We start from the raw sequence: 23,278 nt of genomic DNA on the forward strand, positions 1-23,278 counted from the left end.
ACCCCGAGGAATTTAAAAAAATACGAATTTCGACTAGTTTAACATAAGTCGAACAGAATTAACGATTCTGCCAAATGCTTAATGCACCCTTTCGTGTTGCAACATAGAGTTGATCATCAATCACGCGTAAAGTACGAACTTCACCAGACGTCTTCGCACGACCAATCAGTTCACCTGTCGCAGGGTTCAGCATGTGCAATACGCCATCCAAATCACCAACAATCAGATCTTGGCCCAACATCACTGGATTACTCAATTGGCGGTTCAGCAAGCTGTCATTTTCCCAAAGCTTTTGACCCGTGCTAATTTCATAAGCCACCAACTTGCCATCAGTTTGCGCCACAAATACACCATTACCCACCACTTCAGGGCGCTGCGTACTACTCGAATCTTCACTCCACACCACTTGCTGTGAAGCCAAATCTGTCATGGTCACTTGACCTTGATAGCTGGTCGTAATCAAGTACTGGCCTGCTACTACAGGATCACCATCAACATCATTCAAACGTTGAATATCGGAACGACCATCCGACACAGCCACACGGCGCTGCATTCGTGGCACACCTGTGAGCACATCTAAAGCATAAACATAGGCATTAGCTGAAGAAATGAGCACTGTACGCGCATCAACAGGAACAGGCGCTGCATTACCACGTAAGCTAAGTTGTACATTTGGTAAGTTATAGGTCCACACTTGCTGACCTGTTGCCAAATCATGCGCAAAAACAGTGCCATCATTACTTACAGAAATGACACGACCCGCTTGAATCAACGATGGCGCAAGAAGTGCACCTGTTAATTGTGCTGTCCATTTTTGCTCGCCAGTTGCCTGATCTAAAGCAAACAATTGACCTTTGGCGTTACCTACAATGACATGACCATCGGCAGCTTCAACGCCTGAACTCAAACCGGCTTTAGATACTTCTTTCTGCCATAGTTTTTGTTTGCCTTGATATGCCGTCACTAGACCTTTAGGGTCAAGTGCAAAAACTACACCGTTGTCTGCATCTAAGCGTAAACGTAAAGGATCAGCAGTCGAAGTTGAAGACACACTTTGAGAAAATACAGGAGTCAGGGTTTTCGCCTGCGTCAGTTTTGGAAGTGGATTCGGCTTAACTTCTTCTACTTTTCCGCTACTTGCACAACCCGCAAGTGCTAAAGTTAATACGGTTAATGCGCACGAAATTTTGTATTTTCTATTCATTCAGTTTCTTCCGCTGCTGTTTCTATAAGTGGACGTTCGATTTCAGGATCATCAACTAAAATACCAACACTTTCGAGTTTAATTTGTAAAATTTGGCGTTCTTGTTTACGTTCAACCAACTGATCCCATGCACTTTGATAGGCTTTCTTTGCATTTTCGATGTCGTTTTTAGCCACATAGACATCGCCCAAAGCTTCATCGGCTGTCGCTTTAAAAGCAGGATCTTTTACCAATGCAAGGTTTTTAATCGCATCATCAAACTTCTTTTGCGCCAATTGTGCATACGCTAAACGCAATTTCACAATTTGCACTAAGCCGTCGTCATCCACTTTCGAGTTTTCAACTTTCTTCAACGCTTTTTCAGCACTGGCATAATCCGCTTTGTCATAGGCCAATTTTGCCATCAACAATTGCGTTTGAATGGCCTGCGCCGAATCTGGTGCTTCTTTCACAATTTTGTCCGCAGTTGCAGACAAGGCTGTAAATGCATCACCTTGCGTTGCACGTGCTTCATCCATCAATTGCTGAACTTTAGCCGTGTTCATTTGGTTCTCAGCTAAAGTCTTCTTCTGCCAGTATTGCCATCCAAAAAAGGCAATCAGCGCAATTAAAATCCCACTAATAATGGCTGAACCATATTTCTTAGTGAAAGACTTTAAACTATCAAGTTGTTCTTCATCACTTAATGCGCTCATGTGACTACCCTTTCCTTATATTTTGGCTTATTTTGAAGAAAATTTTTCAATCATAAATGGCACGATGTCATCCACCGCAACCAAAGTTTGTTCAGCTGTTGCCAACTCTTTTACGGCAAACTGTGCAGCTTCCACCTCGCGCTCACCCAAAATGAGGGCAAACAATGCGCCAGACTGATCCGCTTTTTTCATTTGCGACTTCATTGAACCATGTGAACCAACTTTCAAACGAAGCGTACTTGATGCAGCATCTAACTGGTTACGAATCTGTTCTGCAAGCACCAAAGCTTTGCCTTGAGAAGCGGGATCTGCCAATAAAAACATTTCGCAGTCACGTATAGGTGTAGCGTCTTCCACTTGTTCAAGCAACAACAACAGACGTTCCATACCCATCGCAAAACCAACTGCAGGTACAGACTGATCTGCCTTGCCTTTAAGCTGACCCACTAAACCATCGTAACGACCGCCCGCACAGACTGTGCCTTGTGAGCCCAAATGCGTGGTGGTCCATTCAAAGACAGTTTTATTGTAATAATCTAAGCCACGCACCAGTTTTTGATTAATCACAAAGTTCACACCTGCATCGGTTAAATACTGCTGCAAAGTTGCAAAGTGCTGTAGCGTCTCTTCCCCCATAAAGTCATGCAACTTCGGCGCATTTTCTAAAATGGCTTGGGTTTTGGCATCTTTAGAGTCAAGGATACGTAGTGGGTTGGTGGTTAAACGACGCTGTGAATCTTCATCCAAATCATTTTTATGTGATTCTAAGAACTCCACCAATGCCGCACGGTAAGCTGCACGCTCATCAGACTCACCGAGAGTATTCAACTCAAGTTGAACTTTATCTGCCACACCCATGCGTTTCCACAGACGTGCCGTCATCAAAATCAGCTCAGCATCCATATCTGGGGTTGCGACACCAAAGGTTTCCACGCCGAACTGGTGGAACTGACGGTAACGACCCTTTTGCGGCTTTTCATAACGGAACATCGGCCCGATATACCAGACACGAGGCGTTGCACCGCGAAGCAAGTTATGCTCCAGCATGGCACGTACACAGCCTGCTGTTCCTTCAGGACGTAAAGTCAAAGACTCAGGCGGATTACCTTTGTCCAAGAAGGTGTACATTTCTTTTTCAACGATATCCGTTGCATCACCAATCGAACGTTTGAACAAATTGGTTTGCTCAACAATAGGCAAACGAATTTGCTGGTAGCCATACGCATCCATCAATGATGCGAGATGCTGTTCAAGACGTCTCCACGCTGGTGTTTGCGTAGGAAGAATGTCATTAAAACCTTTGATTGCGACAATTGAACTCATGATGAACTACGGATGATCTCTTTAGATTTAGCTTCTTCAAGCTCTGAAACACGCTGACGAACCATCGTTTCGATTTCGTCAACCAACTGATTTGTGTCAATTAAATGGCTCTTTTCACCATTACGATACACCAGTGAACGTGGACTTGCACCAACTACACCAATATCGGCTTCTTTGGCTTCACCCGGACCATTCACTTTACACCCAATCACCGACACATCCATTGGGGTACGAATATCTTCTAAACGCTCTTCTAAGGCTTGCATCACTGAAATCACGTTAAACTCTTGACGTGAACAGCTTGGACAAGCAATGAAGTTAATGCCATTTGAGCGAAGACTGAGTGATTTTAAAATATCAAAACCAATCTTAATCTCTTCTTCAGGTTCCGCTGCCAAGGAAATACGCATGGTGTCCCCAATGCCATCCAACAACAAACCGCCCAAGGCAATCGCAGACTTCACTGAACCCGTACGGTAAATTCCAGCTTCCGTCACACCCAGGTGTAACGGATTATCAATTTGCTGTGAAAGTAGGCGATAAGCATCCATGGTTAAAAACACATTGGATGCTTTCACTGAGACTTTGAATTCGTGGAAATCTAAACGGTCTAGAATATCAATATGACGCATCGCCGACTCAAGCAATGCCTGACCGGTTGGCTCACCATATTTCTTTTGAATATCTTTTTCCAGTGAACCTGCATTCACCCCAATACGCATAGAAATATCGTTATGACGTGCTGCGGCCACTACTTCACGGATTTTAGCTTCAGAGCCAATATTCCCGGGGTTAATCCGTAAACAGTCCGCACCCAAGTCTGCAACACGCAGTGCAATCTTGTAGTCAAAATGAATATCTGCAACCAACGGTACCGATGAACGCTTACGAATTTCACCAAAAGCCTCTGCCGCTTCCATCGTCGGTACAGAAACACGCATGATGTCCGCACCTACATCTGCACAGCGCTGAATTTGCGCCAGCGTTGCTTCCACATCACAAGTTTCAGTATTGGTCATACTTTGAATGCTGATGGGTGCATCGCCACCGACATAGACTGAACCTACACGAATCTTACGAGTAGGCTTGCGTTTAATTGGATTTACAATCATTGCTTTTCCTTGATCCCATTAACGTGACAAGCGGAAATCTGCTTTTCCACCGACGGTATATGGTGACAATGAAATACTTTCATTATTTAAGCTGAGTGACACAGCAGCGGCATCATCGATACGAATTTGAAAAGGAGTCTCACCCGCAAGCTCAAGTGTAGAGGCTTGACGCCCTGTTGCCAGTACTTTCCCCGTTGAATCGACAATATGTACAGACGTAGGACGATTGAACTCAAGTTTCAACTGATCCCCTGTAGTTGCAGCAGCCCCATTCATATTGATGATTTGTACATCAGATGCCATCTGCGGAGTCGCAGCCTCATCTGTACTGCCTGACCAATTCTGAATCATGCCGAACAACGCTGCCAAAATCGCAATTACAACAATCGCAATCAGTCCACGTTTCAACCATTTACGATTACGATCACGGTTAGAACCGGGCAATTTACCCATGATTTTAATCGGTGAATTATTCAATGCGTGATTTGGCAATAGCCCCGTATCATTGGCATAGATGTCATCAAAACGCTGAATAATCGTAGTAGCATCCACTTTGAGGAACTTCGCATAAGTGCGATAGTAACCCTTAATGAAAGTTGCTTCTGGAAGCGCCGTATATTCGTCCTGCTCAAGCGCAGTTAAGGTCTTGAGTGGAATATTCAACTCTTTGGCAACGTCGCTTAATTCACGTTTTTGTGTAATACGAATTTGACGAAGATAATCACCCGGACGTTGGATATTTCCTAAAGCATTGCTAGAACCATTCGATTGTGGTGAATTAGGATTTACTTCCATACGGCCTCAGTAGTGTACTGTAATTGCAAATAACGTTTGTATTCTTGACTGTCTGGATACAATGCACGTAGCTGGTTGACCAGTACTTGCGAACCCATCGTGTCATGATTTGCTCGCGCAATTCGGATCCCAATCCAAAGCGCACGTGCATCTAAGTTTTTCTCGCCAACTGCTCGCACAAACTGTTCATAGTACTGCGTAGCATCAGCATTTTGCTGACGTAAATATGAAATTTCCGCCATTTCGATCATGGCAAGATAGGCACCTGAGTTTACCTGTAGAGCTTGTTTAAAAGCAGCTTCTGCTTCCGCCATTCGACCTACTTGTAGATACGCACGACCTAAATTTTCCAATGCTCGATAACGTTGATCATACCCTAAAGTTGAACCTGCAACTTGAAGTTGATCAATCGCGTCATTATAACGCCCAATTTGATATAAATACGTACCGTAGTTGTTACGAGCCTGTGCATTTTTTGGCTCAGCCGCAATCGCATGCTTAAAATAACGCTCAGCCTTTTCCACATTTTGTGGACTGCCTTCACGCTGTAACAATACGCCCATCATCATATTTGCAGATGCATCACGAGAGTCGATGTCTAATGCCTGATCCAATGTACGTTTCGCAGCATCGTAATCATTCGACTTAATATATTCAGCCGCCAACTGCGTTCTAACTTGTACTGCTTTACTTGGATCACCTTTCGTATTCACGGTTTGGCAACCCACCAAGTACCACACTGACACACCCAGTGTCAGCGCAAGGCAAAGTTTAGAAACGGGTTTTTTCAATTGGCATCCCCTTATATTATCCTTGTGAACGTAGAATCTCGTTTTTCTCTGCTACTTTCTTTTTCCACTGCTCAGCACGACGTGTTCGATCGGCCACTTGACCGACCAATTGTCCGCAGGCAGCATCAATGTCATCACCACGCGTTTGACGAATCGTACACACAAATCCAGCATCAGACAAAGTTTTTTGGAAAGAAATAATGCGGTTGCGACTTGAACGACCATAAGGCGCATGTGGAAATGGATTAAACGGAATTAAATTAATTTTACTTGGTAAGTTCTTCAACAGTTTAATCATCTGCTGCGCATGCTCAGGATGATCATTCACCCCATCCAACATCACATATTCAATCGTGACATGCTTACGCGCACTTTCATTACCGTCTTTAGCGATATAACGCTGACATGCTGCAATCAGCTGTGCCAATGGATATTTTTTATTGATTGGAACCAATTCATTTCGCAGTTCGTCATTTGGTGCGTGTAGGGAGATTGCCAATGCAACATCAATATCTTGTGCCAATTGATCAATTTTCGGCACTACACCTGAAGTTGACAAGGTCACACGGCGCTTAGACATACCATAAGCAAAGTCATCTAGCATAATACGCATTGAGCTCAATACGGCATCATAGTTGAGTAATGGCTCGCCCATCCCCATCATTACGACGTTGGTCACCGAGCGCTCACGCTCAGCTACAGGCACATCTTCCATATAAGAATAGTTTGCGACCCATAACTGACCAATAATTTCATCTGGGTTTAAGTCGCGCTGAAAACCTTGTTTACCGGTTGAACAGAATGAACAATCCAGTGCACAGCCCACTTGAGATGAAATACATAAAGTACGGCGCAAACCACTGCGATGCTCAGCAGGGATCAATACGGTTTCAACCAAAGAGCCTTCGCCCTCACCAACACGAAACACCCACTTACGCGTGCCATCTTTAGAATAATTTTTATGCACCACTTCTGGCGCTTTAATTTCACAAAGTTTTTCAAGTTTTTCACGTAACTTGCCTGAGATATTGGTCATCTCTGCAAAATCAGTCACAAAAAACTGGTGAATCCATTTCATCACCTGTCCTGCGCGAAACTTTTTTTCTCCCATATCTTCGAAGAATTTTTCAAGCTGCGGACGTGACATGCCAAGTAAGTTCACTTTCGCAACAGAATTTTGCTGTGCAGGAGCGGATGGAGATTGTTGCTGTTCAGCCGAAACTGTAGAGACAGCGACCACTTCAGTACTCATGTGTATTACCTAAACCATGTCTAACGATGAAAGGAGAAGCTCAATAAACGAGCAGAAATTTATTCAGGGAATAAAAAAACCAGATAAGTATAATAACACTTATCTGGTTTGAATACTTCGAATTAACGAGTACGTGGAGCAATCTCAGTTTGAGCGAAGAAGTAGTTAACTTCACGATCAGCAGATGCTACAGAGTCAGAACCGTGAGCAGCATTTTCGTCGATGCTTACAGCGAAGTCAGCGCGGATAGTGCCTGGAGCAGCTTCTTTAGGATTCGTTGCGCCAAGAATTTCGCGGTGAGCAAGAACTGCGTTTTCGCCTTCAAGAACTGAAACAACAACTGGACCAGAAGTCATGAACGCAACTAGGTCAGCAAAGAAACCACGTTCTTTGTGCTCTGCGTAGAAACCTTCAGCTTCAGTTTGAGTCAAGTGTTTCATTTTAGTTGCAACGATTTGAAGACCAGCTTTTTCAAAACGAGCAAAGATGTCACCGATGTGGTTTTTAGCAACTGCGTCTGGTTTTACGATAGATAAAGTACGTTCAATAGCCATGATTGGCTCCTTAAGTCAATGTAGACATGAAAATTTTGGCGCATTATACCGACATAATGCACAATTTTCTGCTTTTACTCTGTAAAAAGTTGCTTTTTTCGATGCAAGGATTATCGTGCTTCGTCAATCCATGCCATTTGAATTGCTTCAAGCAAACCTTCAGTCGACTTGGTCGGATCATCACTAAAGTCTGGTAAGGCACACACCCACGCATGTAAGTCTGTAAAGCGAATCCACTGCGGATCGACATCTGGATGAGCTTCATACAACTCAATAGCAATATCAATAGTGTCTGACCAACGTAAGCCCATGGTGGAGTCTCATCACAATGTAGAAGATGCTGTACTGTAGCAAACTCTGAAATTTAAGCGCTAGTTTGTTTGAGATAAAATTGGGCTTTTTTACAACACGATATTTAAAAATGGTGCACTACAAATTAAAGTAACAGCTACCACAGCACCTATAGCCGCTCCCACCAACACATCACTTGGATAATGTAGCCCTAAAATCATGCGTGACGCGGCAACCAAAACAGTAAAAGGCAACATGAGCACCAATAAAATTGGCTGTACAAAGCCCAATAACGTACTGACCATCACTGCATGTAGAGTATGACCTGAAGGAAAACTAAAATGGTCAAGCGGTCGCTCACCCATTCGAATCACCTGATGTACTTGATAGGGTCTTGGGCGAATAGTTTTGATTTTTAAAACTTTATAAATTAAAGTCCCACACAATGAACCAAGAATCAAATACACGATTTGTAAACTGTAGACCAATCCTTGCAACAACCAAGTTAAAGCCAACATCGTGTACCAAAAGATGCCATCCCCCAATCGACTGATCCGCTTAAAAAAATTGGCTACAGCATGAGAATGGGAAAAATGATTGAGATAGACACAACCTTTTAAATCTAAATCTAATATTCTTATTTTTGCAGTTTTAAGATTCATACCACTTCTCCTTAACAACAATGTTGAAAGTTCAGCTGGAAAATCATTGTTATATGACGATTTAATTCATCAAAATCGCTTCTCGTTAAGCTCATGTTAAAGGGTGTTTTTGACAGTTTGATGATTTAAGTTAAAACCCATCAAAATTACCCAACTCGTATTTATCACTAACGCTTTTAATACAGCTATTGGTTAAGGTGCTGCCTTAATATTTGCCGCGTGATATAAGGCTTGCTCAAACTGTTTTACAGGATACTGCCACCCCACACTTTCAATGTCTTGACGCGCTTGAGTTCCCATACATCTAAGCACCTTTTGCTCTGGCAACTGAATAATAGTTTGCATAAAGTGTGCCACTTGTCCAAAAGGACTCAACCACCCTGTTATACCTTGCTTGATATAACGCTGCGGACTGGCATAGTTATAGGCCACCACAGGTAAGCCACTGGCCATAGCTTCGAGTACCACATTACCAAAAGTCTCTATTTGACTAGCAAAAACAAAAGCATCTGCACTGGCGTATGCTTGAGCGAGTAACTGCCCTGTTAAGCTTCCCGTAAAAATAACATCTGAGCCATTTGCTATCTCGGTTAAGCGCTTACGATCTGGCCCATCCCCCACAATCACCATTTTCAACTTGCGTGATTGCTGTTTCTTGATATTCAAATAGCTTTGAATGAGCACATCGACTTCTTTTTCTGGAGATAAACGCCCCACATATAACAGCACCGTAGTATTGGCATCTGCTTGCCAACGCTGACGCAATTGTTCTGAGCGATGCTCTGGATGGAAGCGAGTTGTATCCACCCCTCGGCCAACCTCAACCAAAGGACAAGTCACTCCAAAGGCCTGGAGTTGATTTAACGTCGTTTGACTCGGCACACAGGTGAGTACCGTATGGTTATGAAACCAGCGAAGATAGCTTTCAATTGGTTTGACCAGCAAAGCCAAATCAAAGAAGCGACTAAAGTCATGAAAAGTTGAATGAAAGCCACTAGACACTGGAATTTGATGTGCTTGAGCAGCATACAGTGCCGTCAACCCCAACGGTCCTTCCGTCACAATATGGACCACATCTGGTGCGAAGCATTCAATCGCTTTGCTGACTTTGACATACTGTGGCATACCAAATTGCATATCGGCATATTTAGGAATGCTTTTCGCCCAGACCAAACACTCCTGTTCTGCCTGAAAGTCGGCACATATGTTTTTTTGTATTGGGCGGATGAGCTGAATACGATGTCCCAGTGTCTGCAAACCTTTACACAGTTGTAACAAAGAGTTCGCAACACCATTGATTTCTGGTGACCATGTTTCCGTCACGATGGTTATTTTTAACTTGGGTTTGAGGGTTTCTTCAAGGATAGAGAGTTCTTGCTGAATATTATGCTGATGTTGTTGCTTGAGATAAAACCGCTGAGGTTCTGGGAAATTGTGCTGTTTGAATAATTTTGTTGTCATTGAACCGATCATGTTATTCCAAACTTTTCTTATTTTCCTCCAAGTTTAGTTAAACTTTTTGACAGTTTTATGATAATGAATGCAATCAAATAAAAAGACACCTATGATTAGTAGGTATCTTTTTACATATTAATAGTTTAAAGACCTAAAATTTAAAACATCAAATTAATATACAAGCTATCTTTATACACACCTGCTGGGGTTAAGGCAGTTGGGCGCTCCATCAATTGCACCAAGACTACAAACTTATTTTGCTCAGTTGCTGGTTGAGCAATAGGGCTATTCCAACGTGATGCACTTGCTCCTGAAATATTCATTTGAGTTCTCAATTTATAGTTTTTCTCATTGACTAAATAACTACTCCCTGTTGCATTAGTTAAATTACGCGAATTGAATTTAATCGCGTAATTACTATCACAAGCCACTGAGAAAGAAGTTGCAGCTTGACTAAGATACGATGAACTTAGATTCAACTGGCTTGAAGTTAAACGCTCAATTTGACACTGTTTTGCATAAGCTATTGGGGTAACCGCCACACAAAACAGCAGTATAATAATGTTCAGTTTCATGGCTCTACTCCATTTATTTACACTGAAGATCCAGTACTGATGAGTTGTCATCATTCTTAGTATCTGTAATTGTAAGTTCTGCCGAACAACTGCGTGCTTCTTTAGTTTTAATTTGTATCTTATATGTTCCCGGAATCAAACCATAAAGCGTTACGCTACCATCAGTAGAAATCGGATAAACCTCTCCTTCACCATTATTATCAATATAAAGCTCTGAACCAGCAGCAAAAGACCGATTGTTACTGTCTACTGGTTTAACAGTGACTTGTTTCGCATGGAATACTGGGAAATTGATGATATAACCGCGTTGATTTAAAGCTGTTAATTGTTTGCTTGAATACTGTATTTTATCTTCGATAGGTAGTTGATTTTGATCAAATGCAATGTCGTATTTAACATAAGGAATAACATCATGAATAAAGGCATACCCCTTTTTATTGGTTTTATCAACATAGGTCAGCGATCTTAAAATATCAATATCTTGATAATCCCCTACTTTGACTAGAGTAAATGCGTTATCAACCATTTTAGTAAAACTGATTTTATTACCCAACCAAACAACTGCTCCTCGATAATTTAACTGTGATTCACGATCTTCACGACCTTGCACATGATAGAAATCTAAATCTCCTACATCTGTTTTAACAACACCATTAAAGTTAAACATCGTATCTTCACTACGACGGTTTACTCCAAGAGAATAATCGAAACCGACTTGATTGGAATCATATTTCACCAACTGGAGATTTGTATTTTGGTCAGCTGATTGACTAAAGTAAACGGACTTATTATCAAAACTGTAGCTAAGTGAAAGAATGCCGCCTGAGTCTTTCCTGTCACCAAAAGAGTTGAAATAGCTTAAACCAAATGAAATTTGACGACCAAAATTCCGATTAAACCCAACATTTATTACCTTTTGGTTACTATTAGGAAACTCAGGATTTTCATAGTATTTTTGTTCTGCATAGTTAATATTTAGATTATGTAAATAGGGCACATTACTCATACCAAAATATGCAAGATTTTCAAACTTCGGATAGTTAGAATTGGCACCTAACTCATCTCCTAAAAATTTAAAATCTTTTTCTGTATATTTTGAACTCGCCCCCATTGAAAATCGACCAAAGTCTTTACTTGCGGATAACCCATAGGAATAATTAAATTGGTTTTCATCATCATGAGAAGCAAGAACAACACTATCGAGAACAAAAATATTACTAATCGCTTGTGTCCACATGAACCCTATATTTTGTATATCTTTACTGTAAGATAAATTGCTTCCTAACGTAGTTGAGTTTGACATACCTCTGCGAAAATAAGTATTCACAAAGAAGTCCCTATAATCACTGCTATCCAAATTATAGTTGTAACGAAGTTTACCTGCTGCAACACTATATTCATTCAAACCAGATCGTAATAGTCTATTGGTCACCATAATAGGAAAGCTTTGTACACTTCGATTCCCGAGTACATCCTCAACTACAATTTGCGCATTACCTGCTTGTTGGATTTGTGCCCCCATCAGTAAGTTATAATCACCAGGGCTCACCTTTTGATTATAAATATTTACGCCATTTATATATAAATCAACAGTAGAAGGAACGCGTGCACTCCCTTGTAAACTTGGCATATTCCAGTACACAAAATTTGGTCTTTCAGTGTAATTCGTCCCCCAATTTAAACCTGCAAAACGTAAAGAATTAATCAAAGGGTTATATGTAGTTGTAGTATCCCCTATCGTTAAGCGGGTCATATGTTTAGGAAATTCAAAATCGACACTACTACTTAGGCGAACCACCCGCTCATCAGTGGGGGTATTCTGATACAACATAGAGTTTTTCATGATCCAATAATCTTTGAAAACCCCTAGCTCCATAAGTCCACTATATGAGTTATTAGAATTACTAGTTGCATAAAGAAAATCATAATTTATGAAACCACCAAAACTGGCTTTTTCTGGAATAACACTTCCATTTAAGTTATTAAAATCAGATTCAAAAGAGTCTGTAGGAATAGTCAATTTAATGGATTGTGATGTGTCATCAAACGCTGACTGAATTACTCCTGATGACACTGAACAAAACTCTGGCCGAGAGGAGAGCGTTTTTAATTGGCTTGTTGTAATTTGACGTTCTGCCAGTATATTACATTCAATATAGTATTGATCGCCTTCTTTTAATAAGGCAACATCCGTATGATGATCTAAATCATTAATCCATAAATTTGCAATATTTTCTTCCAGCACAGCTTCACTGGCATTCACATTTAGTGCAAAAAAAATATGAATAACGATAAGTATTCTTATTTTCGTATTCATCGTAAACTCCCCACCTCAGACTAATCCGAGAATTTGAGTTCCACCATTTTATCGTTCTTATCAGTAAACAATTGAACATAATAATTTTTAGGATTTGATATTCGTGTATTGTTTAAATCATAAGACGTGCTTTTATTTGCAAGCAAATAACTCATAGTCTCCGTTTTAAAAACTTCTTTTTTATTAGCATCGACAATCTTCAAATTTGCAATTTGAATATGGGAATTCGCGTTATTTTTAACAACGAGTTTATTATTTTCTACATTAAATTTGAGCTTAACATCTTCTTGCTTTCCAACAAAGAGTGGTAAGTTAAAACTTACAAGAAAATTCACAGATGACTCTTTCACTGCCTGCGGAATCTCATCAACCATCACACGCCATGTACCTTCTTGCTGTCCACTTAAAATAGACTCAATGGGACGGTTAAAGCCCACACGAATAGTCTGTTTACCATTCGGCTGCAAAATAAAGTTTTTAGGATTAATAATTAAGGAGTTATCAGGCTCCAGTACGTTTTCGCCATTTTCTTTTTGCGTCCACTTAAATGCTTTTACTTCAAAAATTCTCTTCTCAGTTTCATCTTTAGATTCTAAGGTAAGTGTTGTGGTTCTTTGTTTTATTGGATTTTGAATATACATTTGGACTGGATCAACTGAAACACCAGCATTTGATACCGACATATAAAACATCGAAGACACCAAAATCGCTATTATTTTTTTCATGTTACACCGCCTTATTATAATTTATAAAAAAACCTAACCTGATGCTGTGATCAAGTTAGGTTTAGTAAAAAATTAGTAATAGACTTTGATACGATAAGTATCAGTATATGTACCCGCACGTTGGAATGCACCAACTGCTGCATTAGTTACCGAAACAGAATATTGATCGTCAGCTAGACCATTATGATTTGAATTACCGAATGGAATTACACCGCCACCTGTTTTATTTGTAACAATTGTTGTTGGTACACGAACACTGCCATCGTCCTCATGTTTAACATAAGTACTTGCACTTGTACCTGTGTTGGCTGTTTGAATGTTAAGTGTATAGTGCGTATTACTACGTACAGTGTAATTTGAACTTTGTGTTCCACCATTTTTATTCAGCGTAATGGCACTACCGCCAAGCACTTCACATTTTTTAGGGATTTCTAATTTAATAGGAATATCTTTTTCACAACCTAGAGAAGTACAGTTCCCCCAGTTATAACTAGGGCGTGATGCTGTATCATCCTCTGCATAAAGGGCTGTAGAACCTGCACTCATTAGCGTTGCAACTAGCGATGCTTGTAGTAATTTATTCATAGCGACTCTCCGAGATTTTTCTTTTAAAACTGATTAATTGTTATGATCACCCTTAATTAAACTGGACCTTGTTTGGCTACCAAGCTTTTCTTAAGCGTGTTTTTATTCTAGTTGTTCTGTATAAAAAACCATCTATGCAGCCTTTTTCACTCAAATAGAGACCCAACTTTAAAATCTCAACAAAGTAAAATTAATATATTGTTTTTATTGTCATTTTATTTATTAATTAATTTAATAAATCCCTGAAAATAGTTACACCACTTTCAGTGATGCACAATTTTAGTGTTTTTTTATATTTTAAGTAGATCTCTGTTTTATCTTAGAAATTTTTAACATTTCAAATTTACATTTAATTACATATTTGGGTGAATAATTTCTTAACCCGCTAAAAAATCCATTTTTCATCTTTTTTTACTTTACATTTCTACTAATTATTCAATTTAGGTCGATCATCTCGCTAAAATTCAAAGTTTATTCACATGCTATTTACCCAATTTCAGTTATTGAACAACATGACTAAAATCACATAATCAAACCTTAAATTTACATGACCTACTATTTTAGAAATCTAAATCTCACACTAAAAACTCAAACGTAAGCATAAGTACACTTTTTGAGAGTTGCATTTATTGCAATAAAGCTCATAGATACGTTATTAATCCAATAGTTTTTTGACAATATATGCTGCCCATATATCTAGCACTGAAATGGAATTCTTGTTGATTCCATATAACGATTTTGAACACGGGTAAGATCAACTTATAGCTGTGTACCGATAGCCATATCATGGCCCTATTTATACTCACAACTTTTTAATTAATAACTTTGCCCTACATAAAAAATGATAGTAGATCAATAAAAAAACCCTGCCGAGGCAGGGTTTTAGTACTTAAAATCAGCTAGATTAGAAACTTAGTTCTTTTCTTTATCTACAATCTTGTTTGCTTGAATCCAAGGTACGAAAAAAAGGAAAGCATTGCTTTCCCTTTTTTAAAGGCACGTAACGTAACCTTAGTTCTTCTCTTTATCGACGATCTTGTTTGCTTGAATCCAAGGCATCATCGCGCGTAACTTACCACCTGTTACTTCAATACCATGCGCTGCGTTTTGACGACGACGAGCAGTCATTGATGGGTAGTTCAACGCACCTTCGTTAATGAACATCTTCGCGTATTCACCAGATTGGATACGTTTAAGTGCATTGCGCATCGCTTCACGAGACTGTTCGTTGATTACTTCAACGCCAGTTACATATTCGCCATATTCAGCGTTGTTAGACACTGAATAGTTCATGTCCGCGATACCGCCTTCAAACATCAAGTCAACGATTAACTTAAGTTCGTGTAAGCATTCGAAGTAAGCCATTTCAGGTGCATAACCTGCTTCTACCAAAGTTTCGAAGCCCATTTTCACAAGTTCTACTGCACCACCACAAAGAACTGCTTGCTCACCAAATAAGTCAGTTTCAGTTTCTTCACGGAATGAAGTCTCGATAATACCTGTACGACCACCACCTACACCAGAAGCATAAGAAAGTGCTAGGTTACGTGCATTACCAGACGCATCTTGATGAATCGCGATTAAGTCAGGAACACCCGAACCACGTTGGTATTCAGAACGTACTGTATGACCTGGTGCTTTTGGTGCAACCATGATTACGTCAAGATCAGCACGTGGAACAACTTGGTTATAAAGAACAGAGAAACCATGAGCAAATGCTAATGTTGCACCTTCTTTGATGTTTGGCTCAATCACGTCACGATAAAGTTGTGATTGGAACTCATCTGGAGTCAAGATCATGACAACGTCAGCTTGAGCAACTGCAGCAGGAACTTCAGCAACTTTAAGACCTGAATTTTCAGCTTTTTTCCAAGAAGTAGAACCAGCACGTAGACCTACAGTTACGTCTACACCAGAATCTTTAAGGTTAAGCGCGTGTGCGTGACCTTGTGAACCGTAACCAATGATTGCTACTTTCTTAGATTGGATGATAGATAAGTCGCAGTCTTTATCGTAAAAAATTTGCATTGCTGTCTCCGCTAAAATGCTTGGTATTCTGTAATTCCATCAAGGGGTTTATTGTTTGATGAAACCCTCCTCTTTCTCAAAAGGAGGTTGAATCGTGTTAATTAATTAATTAAATGGTTAAAACTTTTTCGCCACGTGCGATGCCTGAAACACCTGAGCGTACAACTTCAAGGATGGTGTTCTCTGCGAGTGCATCAATAAAACCATCAATTTTTTCAGTCGTACCCGCGATTTGAATGGTATACGTCGTTGGGGTGACATCAACAATTTGCGCACGGAAAATGTCCGCCGTTCGTTTGATTTCAGCACGTGCCGAGCCAAGTGATTTGACTTTAATCAACATCAACTCACGTTCAATGTGCGCGCCTTCAGACAAATCAACCACTTTCACCACTTCAACCAATTTGTTGAGCTGTTTGGTGATTTGTTCAATTTTATGGTCATCGCCATAAGTCGTTAATGTCAAACGAGATAAAGTCGGATCTTCGGTTGGCGCAACGTTTAAAGTCTCAATGTTATAACCACGTTGCGAGAATAAACCCACCAAACGAGAAAGCGCACCAGCTTCGTTTTCTACAAGTACAGAGATAATGTGTCTCATGACGTGCGCTCCCCTTTACCTAACCACATATCTTGCATTGACTGACCTGCGATAAGCATTGGATAAACATGCTCTGTACGGTCAACCATCACATTAATAAATACGCATTTATCGTTGATCGCCATTGCTTCAGCAAGCTTAGACTCAAGCTCATCGGCATGGTTAATCTGAATACCTACATGACCATACGCTTCCATCAATTTAGGGAAGTCAGGCAATGAATCTACATAAGAACTCGAATGACGTCCTTCATAGTTCATATCTTGCCACTGCTTCACCATCCCTAAAGCTTGGTTATTCAAGCAGAGGATTTTTACGTTTAGGCCATATTGCTTACACGTCGAAAGCTCTTGGATACACATCTGGATGGATGCTTCACCCGTGATACACACAACTTGTTGGTCAGGGAAAGCCAATTTCGCCGCCATCGCATAGGGTAAACCAACACCCATGGTCCCTAGGCCACCTGAGTTAATCCATTGGCGTGGACGTTTATACTTGTAATAGTTCGCACCAAACATTTGATGCTGACCTACGTCAGAAGTAATGATCGCATCACCATTGGTGATTTTATCCAACGCTTCCACCACTTGTTGTGGTTTCATTACGCCGTTTGCACCAGGCTCATAACGCATGCCATGAACTTTACGCCATTCATTGATTTGCGCCCACCAAGCAGCGATATCTTCAGGATTTGGTTTAGACACATTCATCTGCTTGAGCTGTGTCAACATTTCTTGAAGAACAGGTTCTACCGCACCCACGATCGGGATATGCGCCATGATGGTTTTTGAAATCGTCGCAGGGTCGATATCAATATGAATCACTTTGGCATTTGGACAGAATTTTGCTGGATTATTGGTCACACGGTCATCGAAACGCGCACCGATACACAAAATCACATCAGCATTGTGCATGGTCATATTGGCTTCATAGGTACCATGCATACCCAACATGCCAATAAACTGCGGATCATTGCCTGGAAATGCACCAAGCCCCATCAAGGTATTGGTGACTGGGAAGCCCAAAATGTGCGCCAGTTCAGTTAACTGTGCAGAAGCATTACCTTGAACCACGCCACCGCCTGAATAAATCACAGGACGTTTAGCATGAATCAGCTCTTCAATCGCTTTACGAATTTGACCTGAGTGACCACGATGCGGCGGTTGATACGAACGCATCTTCACTTTTTCTGGGTATTCGTAAGCAAATTTCTCAGCAGGATTGGTTGCATCTTTTGGAATATCGACCACAACTGGACCCGGACGACCAGAAGCTGCAATATAAAATGCCTTCTTAATAATCGAAGGAATTTCGCTGGCATGGCGCACTTGGAAACTATGTTTTACGATCGGACGAGAAATACCGACCATATCTGTTTCTTGGAATGCATCTTCACCAATTAAATGTGACGCAACCTGACCTGACAAAATCACCATTGGGATTGAGTCCATATAAGCCGTTGCAATTGGAGTCACAGTATTGGTTGCACCCGGACCTGAAGTCACGAGAACCACACCCGTCTTACCTGTTACGCGTGAGTAAGCATCTGCCATATGACCAGCAGCTTGTTCATGGCGCACGAGGTAATGATTGATTTTGTCTTGTTGAAAGAACGCGTCGTAGATATGTAAAACTGCGCCGCCTGGATATCCAAATACATGTTCAACGCCTTCGTCCGCCAATGCGCGAACGAGCATTTCACCACCAGATAAAAGTTCCAACGTGATTCACCCTAATCTTTATCACTGCAATGGTGGAAGGCACCAGCAGTGTTTCATTCATTGATTGTCTGCACTGTTATAGCACACATATTTCTTAGTTTTCATAGCAATAGGAAAAAATTCTGATCTGTATGCTGTTTGAGCAATATGAGATCTAAAACGTGTTGGGATAAACACATTTTTTTACTTTGTTCACGGTCTCGGCTAGAAAGCGTGTCCATTGCATGAAATGACACTTTATCGAAGGGTGATCGAGTAAAGGCATATAAAACTAAAGACAGCATTTTTAGGAGTTTCGTGACTAAAGTCAAGTTTAAAAATTAGCTTTTTTTTGTTTATTTACAGAGCGTTTGTTTTTTATTCATCGCGAACAAAGAAAACTGAGTCGCTTTTTCTCGGTTTTTTAGTGCAAAAACAAATAGATTTCTATTTCACTGAATTTATTAATAAAAAAACATAATAAAACCTATAAATAAGTTTAATAAGATATTCACTTAAATTTAAATCCAACATCTATCTCAGATTTTTTCAGTTTTAAATATAGATCAGCATTTGTTCATCAGGTTTTAGCATAACCTTCTTATTTTCATACTGTGCCATAACGCATATTTCACGCATTAAACTGAGGATTTGACCTGCAAAATATTTCAAAAACACAGATGAAAAAATGCATCAAACACTGCTTATTGCTCTAAAATTGGCATAAAATAACGACAACGATAAACCCGATAAAATCCAATGATTACGGATATAAAAAGGACAATGGTAGATGAGTATTCAGTTTGCAAGAATGACAGCATGTTTGGTGGGGATGGGGCTTGCAATGGGAAGTACACAAAGCTTTGCCAAGACGTATTATAAGTGGGTTGATAGCCAAGGCTCGACACATTACACCACGACACCTCCCCCCAAAACAGCAAAGAAAAAAGGCAAAGTCGATACCTATGGTTGGAAAAATTCGCCACAAGCTGCGTCATCGGAAGCACCTCCACCTGCCAATATGCCGAATACCGTACCAGCTCCCCTCAATGCTGTACCGAGTGCTGCGCCAGCAGCACCAGCAGTTGATTTAGAAAATCAACGACGTGAAGCGAATGAAGCACTTGAACAAGGCCAACAAGTCCGCCCTGCGGTTTAATCATTCCGTACGGTTCCAGATTTATTTTCAGCTTGTTTAATTTCCTGCACAAAACATAGCGCAAAATTCACTTTTAGGTGCATTTTGCGCTATGCTGTGCAACAAACTTTTTAACCATTGTTCTACATACGTATATGACTACTCACATTGACCCTGAATATCAAGCGAGCGCGATTGAACCTACCGTCCAACAAGACTGGGAAGCTCGTAAAGCCTTTAAAGTTGCCGACTCTGTAGAAGGTCCACGTCGTTATATCCTCTCGATGTTCCCTTATCCAAGTGGCAAACTGCATATGGGTCATGTGCGTAACTACACCATTGGTGATGTCATCAGCCGTTTCCACCGCCTTAAAGGGGAAACTGTCCTGCAACCTATGGGTTGGGATGCTTTTGGTTTACCTGCTGAAAATGCTGCAATTGCACACCAAGTTGCACCTGCAAAATGGACCTTTGAAAACATCGCATATATGCGTGACCAATTAAAAAAATTAGGTCTATCAGTCGATTGGGATCGTGAATTTGCAACGTGTACCCCTGAATACTACCGCTGGGAACAGTGGTTGTTCGTGCAACTTTATAAAAAAGGCCTTATTTATCGTAAGTTATCTACCGTAAATTGGGATCCTGTGGATCAGACTGTACTTGCCAATGAACAAGTTGAAAATGGTCGTGGCTGGCGTTCAGGTGCGTTGGTTGAAAAACGTGATATTCCAATGTATTACTTCCGCATTACCGACTATGCACAAGAATTATTAGACGATTTAGATACCTTAAAAGACGGTTGGCCACAACAAGTCTTGACCATGCAACGTAACTGGATTGGTCGCTCACAAGGAATGGATATCACCTTCCCTTCAGCGAATCCTGAAATTTACGCAGACGGCCTTACTGTATTCACCACACGTGCTGACACCTTAATGGGTGTGACTTATGTTGCAGTTGCAGCAGAACATCCAATGGCGCTGAAAGCTGCGGAAAATAATGCTGAACTTAAAGCATTTATTGAAGAATGCCGTATGGGTTCTGTGGCTGAAGCTGACCTTGCCACTGCTGAAAAGAAAGGCATGGCAACAGGTCTGTCTGTGAAGCATCCTGTCACTGGTGAAGACATTCCTGTTTGGATTGCCAACTATGTGTTGATGTCTTATGGCTCTGGCGCAGTGATGGCTGTACCTGCACACGACGAACGTGATTTTGAATTTGCCAATAAATATGGCTTAACCATCAAACAAGTGATTGCTGCTAAAGGCGCAGACGATGCAGACTTTGATGCTACACAATGGCAAGAATGGTACGGTTCTAAAGAGGGTAAATTGGTCAATTCTGCTGAATTTGACGGTTTAGACTTTCAAGCAGCTTATGATGCGTTCCTTGCGAAATTAGAACCAACAACTCTTGCAAGCACCAAAGTTCAGTTCCGTTTACGTGACTGGGGTGTATCGCGTCAGCGTTATTGGGGTTGCCCAATTCCAATGATCAACTGTGAAAAATGTGGTCAGGTTCCTGTACCTGAAGAGCAACTTCCAGTGGTCTTACCGACTGATGTCGTACCTGATGGCTCGGGTAATCCATTGAACAAGATGCCTGAGTTTTATCAAACCACTTGCCCAAGCTGTGGTGGTGATGCGCGTCGTGAAACAGATACGCTGGATACCTTTGTAGAGTCATCTTGGTACTATGCACGTTATGCATCTCCTGATTTTACTGATGGTTTAGTTAAACCTGAAGCTGCTCAAACATGGCTTCCAGTAAATCAATACATCGGTGGTGTTGAACACGCGATTCTGCACTTACTTTATGCACGCTTCTTCCACAAATTGATGCGTGATGAAGGTGTAGTACAAGGCAATGAACCATTTACCAACCTGTTAACTCAAGGTATGGTTTTGGCAGACACTTATTACCGTGAAGCTGAATCAGGCAAGAAAACTTGGTTTAACCCTGCGGATATCGACCTCGAACGTGATGAAAAAGGTCGTATTCTGTCTGCGAAATACCAAGGTGATGGTCAAGACGTGATTGTTGGCGGACAAGAGAAAATGTCGAAATCGAAAAATAACGGTATCGACCCACAAGCCATTATTGATCAGTACGGTGCAGATACGGCACGTGTGTTCATGATGTTTGCAGCGCCACCAGATCAATCCCTTGAATGGTCTGATGCAGGTGTGGAAGGCGCAAACCGTTTCTTGAAACGTGTATGGCGTTTGGTTGCCAGCTTCCTTGAAAAAGGTAATGCAGCCTCTGCAATTGATACTGCTCAACTGTCTACAGAAGCACAAGACTTACGTCGTAAAACGCATGAAACCATTCAAAAAGTGGGTGATGACATCGAACGCCGCCATGCCTTTAACACGGCTATTGCAGCGATGATGGAACTGTTAAATGCGAACAACAAATTTGAAGCGAAAAATGATAACGATGTTGCGGTTGCTCGCGAATCGATTACGACGCTTTTAACTTTACTTGCACCATTTGCACCACATTTAAGCCAGACTTTATTGGCTGAATTTGGACTGGACTTAACCAGCGTGTTGTTCCCGACTGTAGACGAATCTGCACTCACACGTAATACGCAAACGATTGTGGTTCAAGTGAATGGTAAACTACGTGGCAAACTAGAAGTGTCTGTAGATACATCGAAAGATGAATTGCTTGCACTGGCTAAAGCATTGCCAGAAGTTCAACAATTTTTGACAGGTCTAACCAAGAAAGAAATTGTTGTGCCAAATAAATTAGTGAATTTGGTGGTTTAATTCAATCTCCCCTAACCCCTCTTTAATAAAGAGGGGAACTCCTCCCTTTGAAAAGGGAGGTCGGGAGGGATTTCTAAACAAAACCCAAACAAAGCCCGTTGCCAGTCAACGGGCTTTGCACATACAATCACGGCATATTATTTTTCTTTTATCAAAAAGAGCAAACAGAGGACAACACATGCATTTAGGCAAACGTTTGGCAGCTATTGTTTTAACTTGTGGCCTAAGTGCTGGCTTGGTCGGGTGTGGCTTTCATTTAAAAGGCACCAATCCAAGCGCAACACCGATTGCTTATTCAAAAATGAATTTGGTGCTTCCGAAGAACACCGATGAACTGCATGAAAAATTGGCCATTTATTTAGGTGCGTCGGGTGTACAGCTGAGCAGTGGTTCAGATGCCTATGTGCTTCGCGTGCTAGACTATAAACCACAGCGTTTAGAGCTGAACGGTAAACTGATTGAAGTATTACTACGCCTCAATGTCACCTTCCGTATCGAAGATGCCCAAGGCCGTCCAATCACTGAACCACGCACCGTAGTTGCAACGCGTAGTTATCAATACAACGTTGAAACCGTCAATACCGATGACCAAGAGAAAAACTATTTGAATCAAGTCATCGTGGATGATGTCGCGCAGCAAATTGTGCGTCAGATTTCTTCGAACCGCCTACCACCAGCGCAGCAGTAAGGTTTAA

General features: G+C 41.1%; 21 protein-coding genes. 3 read left to right on the forward strand and 18 right to left on the reverse strand.

The features are described from left to right. Positions 1 to 58: 58 nt before the first annotated feature. The 18 genes from bamB to MF4640_RS01850 form a co-directional block, all read right to left on the reverse strand. A complete protein-coding gene (gene bamB / locus MF4640_RS01765; protein ID WP_078388498.1) occupies positions 59 to 1,204 on the reverse strand; it encodes an outer membrane protein assembly factor BamB in 1,146 nt (381 codons plus the stop codon). After that, positions 1,201 to 1,899 carry a YfgM family protein gene (locus tag MF4640_RS01770; protein WP_005401704.1) on the reverse strand — a complete coding sequence of 233 codons (699 nt, stop codon included), beginning with the start codon at positions 1,897 to 1,899 and terminating at the stop codon, positions 1,201 to 1,203. The genes bamB and MF4640_RS01770 overlap by 4 nt, the downstream gene beginning before the upstream one ends. Before the next feature lie 27 nt (positions 1,900 to 1,926). Continuing rightward, the gene (gene hisS / locus MF4640_RS01775; protein ID WP_078388499.1) at positions 1,927 to 3,222 is read right to left on the reverse strand and encodes a histidine--tRNA ligase; all 1,296 of its coding nucleotides are present in this window, start codon (positions 3,220 to 3,222) and stop codon (positions 1,927 to 1,929) included. Continuing rightward, a complete protein-coding gene (ispG, locus tag MF4640_RS01780; RefSeq protein ID WP_004697677.1) occupies positions 3,219 to 4,334 on the reverse strand; it encodes a flavodoxin-dependent (E)-4-hydroxy-3-methylbut-2-enyl-diphosphate synthase in 1,116 nt (371 codons plus the stop codon). Before ispG ends, hisS begins: the two co-directional genes overlap by 4 nt. Before the next feature lie 18 nt (positions 4,335 to 4,352). Next, positions 4,353 to 5,129 (reverse strand): helix-turn-helix domain-containing protein, encoded by a 777-nt coding sequence (locus tag MF4640_RS01785; RefSeq protein ID WP_078388500.1) that lies wholly within the window; start codon positions 5,127 to 5,129, stop codon positions 4,353 to 4,355. Continuing rightward, positions 5,120 to 5,920 (reverse strand): type IV pilus biogenesis/stability protein PilW, encoded by an 801-nt coding sequence (gene pilW / locus MF4640_RS01790; RefSeq protein ID WP_078388501.1) that lies wholly within the window; start codon positions 5,918 to 5,920, stop codon positions 5,120 to 5,122. The genes MF4640_RS01785 and pilW overlap by 10 nt, the downstream gene beginning before the upstream one ends. Positions 5,921 to 5,936: 16 nt before the next feature. After that, positions 5,937 to 7,172 carry a 23S rRNA (adenine(2503)-C(2))-methyltransferase RlmN gene (rlmN, locus tag MF4640_RS01795; protein ID WP_004697671.1) on the reverse strand — a complete coding sequence of 412 codons (1,236 nt, stop codon included), beginning with the start codon at positions 7,170 to 7,172 and terminating at the stop codon, positions 5,937 to 5,939. A gap of 122 nt (positions 7,173 to 7,294) precedes the next feature. Then, a complete protein-coding gene (gene ndk, locus MF4640_RS01800) occupies positions 7,295 to 7,726 on the reverse strand; it encodes a nucleoside-diphosphate kinase (RefSeq protein ID WP_004983508.1) in 432 nt (143 codons plus the stop codon). Between the two features lie 110 nt (positions 7,727 to 7,836). Further along, positions 7,837 to 8,037, reverse strand: coding sequence for a Fe-S cluster assembly protein IscX (iscX, locus tag MF4640_RS01805; protein ID WP_004697668.1), 201 nt, complete (start codon positions 8,035 to 8,037; stop codon positions 7,837 to 7,839). Between the two features lie 90 nt (positions 8,038 to 8,127). Then, positions 8,128 to 8,679, reverse strand: a complete 552-nt coding sequence (locus MF4640_RS01810; RefSeq protein ID WP_078388502.1) for a phosphatase PAP2 family protein — start codon at positions 8,677 to 8,679, stop codon at positions 8,128 to 8,130. Between the two features lie 192 nt (positions 8,680 to 8,871). After that, on the reverse strand, positions 8,872 to 10,152 hold the full coding sequence (locus tag MF4640_RS01815) for a glycosyltransferase family 4 protein (RefSeq protein ID WP_078388503.1): 1,281 nt from the start codon (positions 10,150 to 10,152) through the stop codon (positions 8,872 to 8,874). Between the two features lie 140 nt (positions 10,153 to 10,292). Continuing rightward, positions 10,293 to 10,709, reverse strand: coding sequence for a hypothetical protein (locus tag MF4640_RS01820; protein ID WP_078388504.1), 417 nt, complete (start codon positions 10,707 to 10,709; stop codon positions 10,293 to 10,295). Positions 10,710 to 10,722: 13 nt separating this feature from the next. Continuing rightward, on the reverse strand, positions 10,723 to 13,026 hold the full coding sequence (locus tag MF4640_RS01825; protein ID WP_078388505.1) for a fimbria/pilus outer membrane usher protein: 2,304 nt from the start codon (positions 13,024 to 13,026) through the stop codon (positions 10,723 to 10,725). Between the two features lie 20 nt (positions 13,027 to 13,046). Then, entirely contained in the window at positions 13,047 to 13,751 is a 705-nt protein-coding gene (locus MF4640_RS01830; protein WP_078388506.1) for a molecular chaperone, read from the reverse strand. Between the two features lie 72 nt (positions 13,752 to 13,823). Continuing rightward, entirely contained in the window at positions 13,824 to 14,336 is a 513-nt protein-coding gene (locus MF4640_RS01835; protein WP_078388507.1) for a hypothetical protein, read from the reverse strand. A gap of 1,011 nt (positions 14,337 to 15,347) precedes the next feature. Continuing rightward, positions 15,348 to 16,364, reverse strand: a complete 1,017-nt coding sequence (gene ilvC / locus MF4640_RS01840; RefSeq protein ID WP_004983494.1) for a ketol-acid reductoisomerase — start codon at positions 16,362 to 16,364, stop codon at positions 15,348 to 15,350. Positions 16,365 to 16,473: 109 nt separating this feature from the next. Further along, positions 16,474 to 16,965, reverse strand: coding sequence for an acetolactate synthase small subunit (gene ilvN, locus MF4640_RS01845; protein WP_004697653.1), 492 nt, complete (start codon positions 16,963 to 16,965; stop codon positions 16,474 to 16,476). Continuing rightward, entirely contained in the window at positions 16,962 to 18,689 is a 1,728-nt protein-coding gene (locus tag MF4640_RS01850; protein ID WP_078388508.1) for an acetolactate synthase 3 large subunit, read from the reverse strand. Before MF4640_RS01850 ends, ilvN begins: the two co-directional genes overlap by 4 nt. Before the next feature lie 769 nt (positions 18,690 to 19,458). On the opposite strand from MF4640_RS01850, the gene MF4640_RS01855 reads away from it, so the two are divergent. The 3 genes from MF4640_RS01855 (at position 19,459) to lptE (ending at position 23,271) form a co-directional block, all read left to right on the forward strand. Continuing rightward, positions 19,459 to 19,827, forward strand: a complete 369-nt coding sequence (locus MF4640_RS01855; protein ID WP_078388509.1) for a DUF4124 domain-containing protein — start codon at positions 19,459 to 19,461, stop codon at positions 19,825 to 19,827. Positions 19,828 to 19,961: 134 nt separating this feature from the next. After that, a complete protein-coding gene (gene leuS, locus MF4640_RS01860; protein ID WP_078388510.1) occupies positions 19,962 to 22,583 on the forward strand; it encodes a leucine--tRNA ligase in 2,622 nt (873 codons plus the stop codon). 178 nt (positions 22,584 to 22,761) lie between these two features. Further along, complete coding sequence (gene lptE / locus MF4640_RS01865) at positions 22,762 to 23,271, forward strand: LPS assembly lipoprotein LptE (RefSeq protein WP_058870310.1); 510 nt, start codon at positions 22,762 to 22,764, stop codon at positions 23,269 to 23,271. Positions 23,272 to 23,278 lie beyond the last annotated feature (7 nt).

It is taken from the genome of Acinetobacter sp. MF4640, from assembly GCF_002018895.1.
In the GTDB taxonomy this organism is placed as follows: domain Bacteria; phylum Pseudomonadota; class Gammaproteobacteria; order Pseudomonadales; family Moraxellaceae; genus Acinetobacter; species Acinetobacter johnsonii.